Raw genomic sequence first — 6,000 nt, 5'->3', positions numbered from 1 at the left:
GGCAACTGCCGCGGAGGCGAACATGGTCCGGGTCACTCGCATGAGGTCGTCCTTTCGCCGCCGCCGCGAAGGCCGGCACCACGCCGGCACAGCGGGACCGCAGCAGCAACGTGATCACCCTCAACCCCACCCCCGCCCCGCAGCGCTGCACGACACGGCAAGGGAGCGAGACCGTACTCCCTCCGAGTGCCTCCAGACTGAAAAGTAACCCGATCGGCCCCACCCCGATCGCCACGCCGATCACCATGCCGACGGGCTCTCGGGGCGGACTCCGCTCGCGTCGCCCTCATCCGTCGACCGTCGGGGCGCGGTGCTCGGTCCGCTCCACGACGGTCGGTCAGGACCGATCTCTTCACTTGACCGGCCCGGGCGGGCACGTCATCGGGCGGGGCCGCCGCCGAGTCCGCCGTTCGAGGCGATGACGACCTTGCCGACGACCTGGCCGGATTCGGCGTACCGGAGGGCCTCGGCGGCCTGCTCCAGCGGATAGACCCGGTCGATCCGCGCGGTGATGGTTCCGCTGTCCAGGAGTGCGAAGACCTGGGCCAGGTCGTCGCGCAGCTGAGCGCGGTACCGCTGAGGACGGCGGCTCTTGCCCGCCCACAGGTTGAAGAAGTGGGCGCTGCGGCGGTTGGGCATCAGGTTCCACAGCGCGAGCCGGTCTAGGCGCTGCCGTAGGACACGAGCGTGCCGCCGGCGGCGAGCATGCGCCAGGAGTCCTTGATGCCCTCGCCACCGACGTGGTCGAAGACGGCGGCGACGCCGTCGGGGGCCAGTTCGCGGACCCGGGCGGGGATGTCGCCGCGGTAGTCCACGGGGACGGCGCCCAGAGCGCGGACGGCTTCCTGGTTACGTGCCGAGGCGGTGCCGATCACATGGATGCCGTCGGCGCGGGCCAGTTGCACCAGCACGCTGCCCACGCCGCCGTTGGCGCCGTGGACGACGACGGTGTCTCCGGGCTTCACCTTCGCGGTGCGGTGCAGCATGCGCCAGGCGGTGGCGCCGTTGGTGACCAGGGTCTCCGCGTCGGCGGCGGCGACACCGTCGGGGACGGGAACGAGGTCGGCGGTGTCGAGCAGCACATGGTCCGCCCAGCCGCCGGTCTTCGTCAGGGCGGCGACCCGCTGCCCCACCGCCGGCGGGCGCCCGCCCGGAACCGGAGCGCCCAGCGCCTCGACGATGCCGACGAGGTCGTATCCCGGTACGAAGGGGAAGGCGGGCATGTCGTAGTACTTGCCGCGCCGCATCTGCTGTTCGGCGAAGGTGACACCACTGGCCTCCACGCGGACGAGGGCCTGGCCGGGCCCCGGCTCGGGCAGCTGCCGCACGCGGACCTGGAGGGACTCGGGCTCGCCGACGGAGGGAAGGACCATCTCGGTGGTCTGCATGGCTGGGCTCCTGGGTGGTGTGGGGTGGATGTCCGAGAGTCAGTGAGTGGTTGGTCGCTCACCCTTTGCGGCAGCCCGCTCAGTGCGCCGCTCTATGTGAGTAATTAACCACTCACACTCAGGGCTGTCAACCGTAGGCGACCCGGGATCACGGCCCAGTCGGACCGCCGCTCACAAGCCGCTCCAAGTGCGCTGCTGCACGCGACCGGTCCCTCAAGGTCGTCCTGCCGGGCGCGGCGGACGGCGGTGTCAAGTTGCTGATCGCTCATACGGGGTTGATCGCTCATACCAAGTGACGCTAGTTCAACCCACAGGCATTCAGGCGGAGTTCACCTCGTCGAGCCCGTCGCTCGCAGCGATGGGTTCGGTGTCGCCTTGTGGGGCGACACCCCTGACGAGCCGGGCGCCGTCCCTCCATGGGTGTCGGCCGGCCCGGACGCTCAGCCGGACGTGTTCTCGGTGTGCAGCCGCACAAGGTCCTCCAGGCGGCGGAGGCTGCTGTCGAGGGCTTCGGTAACCGGCCGCTCGCCGGGGTCGTGGCGATCGTCGAAGAACGACAGGTGTACGGTCACCTCGCTCGTCCCGCTCCCGATACCGGCGACCTGGAGCCACCCGGCGTAGGAGCCCTCGTCACGGGTGCCCCACTCGATCCGCATCTGCTCCGGGCGGGCGCTGAGCAGCGCGGACGTGTCCTGCTCGGCGTGATCGTCGTGCACGGTGACGGCAGGCGGGGTCTCAGGGTGCACGTGCAGTGCGCTCGGCAGCCAGCCATCCAGCTGGTCGACGTCGGCGGCCTGGTCGAAGACGCGCTCGGGCAGCGCCGCCATGGTGCGTGAACGTTCGTACTCGGTCATCGGGTACCTCCTCGCCTCGGCGGTGTACACGTGGCGTACACAGGGACGGGTGCCCGTTTTGCGGCCTTCGAAGTTCGGGCGAGGGAGTGTCGAGCGGGCCAGGGCCCCGCGGGGCGGCCGGGGGGCTGTTGCCGCCGGTCGAGCCGCGCTCAGCGCACCGGGAAGCCGAAGGAGTACCCCTGCTGCTTCAGCCACGGCAGGACCTCGCGCAGGGCGGCCACGGTCTGGGAGCGGTCCCCGCCCGCGTCGTGGAAGAGGACGGTCGGACCGTTGGCGATCTCGTGCTGGACGGTGGCGACGACGGCGTTCGTGCCGGGCCGCTCGAAGTCCTTGGAGTCGACGTTCCAGCCCAGCGGGCGCATTCCGTGGGAGGCGGCGAGCTGACGGCTGAAGGGGGTGAAGGCCCCGCCGGGAGCCCGGTAGTACATCGGCCGCACACCCCCGGACGCCTTGGTGATCATGCGTTCGGCGTCGAGGATCTGCTGTGACTGGTAGGCCTCGGGCTTCTTGTCCATGGTGGTGTCGTGCGACACCGTGTGGTCGCACAGCCGGTGCCCGGCGGCCACGACCGCCTTGACCAGGTCCGGGTGGGCCTGGGCCTGTGTTCCCACCATGCAGAACGTGGCCTTCACGCCGTTGTCCCGCAGCACCTGCAGCACTCGCGGCGTCCAGACGGGGTCCGGTCCGTCGTCGATGGTGATGTTGACGCCTCGGGCCCCGAGGTCCGAGGCGTGGGCTATGACCGCCGAGACCGGCACACCCGCTGGGCCCTGGGAGTGGGTGCCGGCAGCGGAGGAGGAGGGGGCCGGGGCGCCCGCGCGGGCCCCTGGACGCTCGACGGGGCCCGCCTGCGCGGTCCACACCGATGTGGCGGCGGCCACCGCCGTCACCCCGACCGCCGCCGCGAGCATCCGGCCGTACCATCCCTGTCCTCCGCGCCACACCATGTCAGTCCCGTTCCTTGCCGTCTCCGTGGGTTGCGTGCACCCGTCAGGACGGAGCAAGACGGCTGAAGGATCCGTCCGTTACCGATCACGGACAATTCCGCGGGAATTCAGGAACAGGCGAGGGGAGAAACCGGGGTGCACCGGACGTACCGGCCCGGGTGGTCGACGTGAGGAATGACCGTCGTTCAGAGGCTGATCGCGTACGCCTTGCGCAGCGTCTCGTGCACCGTCCAGGTAGTACGGTCGCCCTCGCGCAGCACCGCCATGTCGCCCGGCCCGACATGGAGCGTGGGGCCTGACTCGACCTCGATCGTCGCGGAACCACTGATCACCACGAACAGTTCGTTTGCTTCGGTGTCGGTCACGACGCCGGGTGTGATCTGCCAGATGCCCCGGATGGACCGGCCGTCCTCCGACTCCCAGATCACCCTGCCGGTCACCTCCGGCGTACCGGACACGATCTGCGCCGGGTCGAGCGGATCCGGTTCGAGTTCCGCGTCGGGGATGTGGACTACGAAGCTGTGGGTCATGGCGCGACCCTAGCGGGGCACTCCGCGGCTCATCCGCCGACAGTGTGTCGGCTGTCGGCCCCGATCGGCGGACACATCGCCTGGTATGGGCACAGTGATCGGGGCGGCTGCCGGCCGGACAACAGGCCCGGCGGCACGGGGAGATGGGGCCACGCTCCAGGGCGGGGCGCAGGGCACAGCAAATGATCCACAAAAGATCGTTGGTGATCTCTTGTCCGCCGCCTTCCCGGTCGCGGCCCGTTCACATCGTACGGTTGTCGCGGCGGGTGTCGGCTCCCGCCGATCGGCCTTCTACCAAGTGGGGGAGTGGATGACACCCAGGCGCCGGGCACTGCTGGCAGCCCTGGCGGGTAGCGCGCTCGCGGGCTGCTCGGGCCCGAGGAAGAGCACATCGGGTGCCACGAGCCCCGCGTCCGGCTCACCCACCGCCCCCACCGCTCCCACCGCGCCTGCCACGGGCACCCCCTCCTCCCGCCCGTCGGCGACGGCACCTGCGGTCACCCGCGCGGAGATCGTCGCCCGATACGGCCACGCCGTACCCCGCACCTGGGGCTTCGAGGCGCCCGGAGTGGTGCACGTGCTTCCCACCGGCAAGCGCGCCATCGCGCTGACCTTCGACGCCTGCGGCGGGCCCGGTGGCAGTGGCTACGACCGGACACTGATCGACTTCCTGCGCGAGCGGAAGGTACCCGCGACCCTCTTCCTCAACTCCCGCTGGATCGACGCCAACCCGTCGGTCTTCCATCAGCTGGCCGCCGACCCGCTGTTCGAGATCGCCAACCACGGCACCCGGCACCGCCCGCTGTCAGTGAGCGGTCGCTCCGCCTACGGCATCCCCGGCACCCGCAACGTCGCCGAGGTGTACGACGAGATCGCGGGAAACCGGGCCAAGCTGACGGGGCTGCTGGGCGCTCCGCCACGCTTCTTCCGGTCCGGCACCGCGTACTGCGACGATGTCGCGGCACGGATCGTGACCGACCTCGAAGAGCGCTTCGTCAGCTTCTCCGTCAACGGTGACGGGGGCGCCACCTTCACCCCGGAACAGGTCCACACCTCCGTCACGTCCGCCCACGACGGATCCATCGTCCTGTGCCATATGAACCACCCCGAAGGCGGCACCGCCCGGGGGATCACCACCGCTGTCCCCCGCCTGCTGGCCACCGGCCACACCTTCGTCCGCCTCTCGGACGCGTTGGCCTGACCTGATGTCCGCCGTGGGCCGGGCTGCGGACTCCACCACGCGTGCCGCGTCGACCGTGAGCGGCTGACGCCGGCCCGGTCGACGCCGCATGCGCTACGTCATTCTTCGAGCGCCAGGTACAGACGCGTGCCCCGAGGCCGGAAGCCGACGCGTTCGTAGACCCGGCGTGATCCCTCGCCCGAGTACTCCAGCCACACCGATCGCGCTCCCCGGGCGAACATGGCCTCGGTCAGCGCGGCCGTGACGGAGGCGGCGACACCACGCCCGCGGTAGGCGGGACGGGTCCCCACGCCCGCGAGCTCCGAGGTGCCGACCGCCGGCGCCGAGCAGGAGGCCGCGCCGGCGCATCCGCCGTCGGAGGCCCGGACGAACCGGACGGCCCCGCCGTTGTCCTGGGTGCGCCGCAGCCGGGCCGCGCCCTCCGGAGACGAGGCGAAGACACCCGCGAACGCCTCGGAGAGAGCGGCGTCGATCGCCGCGTAGTCCTCATCGGTGTCCGGGGTTTCCACGCCGAGTGGGGCACACGACCGTTCGGCGAGGGGCTGCGGCGTCAGTGTGGTGGGAGTGCAGACCATGTACTCGTGCACTGCCTCTGTGGCGAACCCCGCCTTACGGAGCGCCGGTTCCACGGCCGGTGCGGCGTCCGGGGCGAACTCCAGCCGGGGCTTGAGGCCGCGTTCGCGGAACGCCGCTATCAGCGCGGTGACATCGCTGTCAGTGGGGCGGGCACCGGGCACAGGGGTCGCGTAGTTGAGGTAGGGGCTGGTTGTCGCGGGATCGAATCCGGCGACGAATCCGCCGATCTCGACCGCCAGGGGGCGGCGGCGCAGATTGGCGACGGCAAAGCTCTGGACATCGGTGTCCACGGTGATGACCTCACGTAGATGGCAGGCGAAACGCGTTCCCGCCGCATGAACGGATCGGGATGCCGCGCGGGCTGTCGGCCGGGCCGCAGCCGGGAACCACCTCTGCGGAGAGAGGCGAGGGCGGTGCGAGGGCACCGCTTCGTGGGGCCGCCGTGAGGAGAGGCGAGCAGCACCGGAGTTCGCTGCCTCTGGGGCAGACGGCTCAGTGCCGACG

The 6,000-nt window shown here is 70.9% G+C and carries 5 protein-coding genes and 1 pseudogene; 1 reads left to right on the top strand and 5 read right to left on the bottom strand.

The window, feature by feature from the left end:
* Positions 1 to 378: 378 nt before the first annotated feature.
* The 4 genes and pseudogenes from AB0L95_RS39220 to AB0L95_RS39205 form a co-directional block, all read right to left on the bottom strand.
* Positions 379 to 1,388: pseudogene (locus tag AB0L95_RS39220) on the bottom strand (medium chain dehydrogenase/reductase family protein).
* Between the two features lie 440 nt (positions 1,389 to 1,828).
* Positions 1,829 to 2,242 (bottom strand): SRPBCC family protein, encoded by a 414-nt coding sequence (locus AB0L95_RS39215; RefSeq protein WP_365171019.1) that lies wholly within the window; start codon positions 2,240 to 2,242, stop codon positions 1,829 to 1,831.
* 149 nt (positions 2,243 to 2,391) lie between these two features.
* A complete protein-coding gene (locus AB0L95_RS39210; RefSeq protein WP_365171017.1) occupies positions 2,392 to 3,189 on the bottom strand; it encodes a polysaccharide deacetylase family protein in 798 nt (265 codons plus the stop codon).
* Positions 3,190 to 3,374: 185 nt separating this feature from the next.
* Positions 3,375 to 3,719, bottom strand: a complete 345-nt coding sequence (locus tag AB0L95_RS39205) for a cupin domain-containing protein (RefSeq protein ID WP_365171015.1) — start codon at positions 3,717 to 3,719, stop codon at positions 3,375 to 3,377.
* Positions 3,720 to 4,029: 310 nt separating this feature from the next.
* On the opposite strand from AB0L95_RS39205, the gene AB0L95_RS39200 reads away from it, so the two are divergent.
* Entirely contained in the window at positions 4,030 to 4,920 is an 891-nt protein-coding gene (locus AB0L95_RS39200; RefSeq protein ID WP_365171013.1) for a polysaccharide deacetylase family protein, read from the top strand.
* Between the two features lie 98 nt (positions 4,921 to 5,018).
* Here AB0L95_RS39200 and AB0L95_RS39195 read toward each other — a convergent pair whose 3' ends face one another.
* Complete coding sequence (locus AB0L95_RS39195) at positions 5,019 to 5,786, bottom strand: GNAT family N-acetyltransferase (protein WP_365171011.1); 768 nt, start codon at positions 5,784 to 5,786, stop codon at positions 5,019 to 5,021.
* Positions 5,787 to 6,000 lie beyond the last annotated feature (214 nt).

It is taken from the genome of Streptomyces sp. NPDC052036, assembly GCF_040680495.1.
GTDB lineage: Bacteria > Actinomycetota > Actinomycetes > Streptomycetales > Streptomycetaceae > Streptomyces.
The sequence above is the reverse complement of the archived record's forward strand: the minus strand, read 5'-3'. Positions and strand labels throughout refer to the sequence as shown.

What these genes read in the sequence shown, in the direction of transcription:
- AB0L95_RS39215 (WP_365171019.1), bottom strand. Translation starts at nt 2,242, where the DNA reads ATGACCGAGTACGAACGTTCACGCACCATGGCGGCGCTGCCCGAGCGC.
- AB0L95_RS39210 (WP_365171017.1), bottom strand. Translation starts at nt 3,189, where the DNA reads ATGGTGTGGCGCGGAGGACAGGGATGGTACGGCCGGATGCTCGCGGCG.
- AB0L95_RS39205 (WP_365171015.1), bottom strand. Translation starts at nt 3,719, where the DNA reads ATGACCCACAGCTTCGTAGTCCACATCCCCGACGCGGAACTCGAACCG.
- AB0L95_RS39200 (WP_365171013.1), top strand. Translation starts at nt 4,030, where the DNA reads ATGACACCCAGGCGCCGGGCACTGCTGGCAGCCCTGGCGGGTAGCGCG.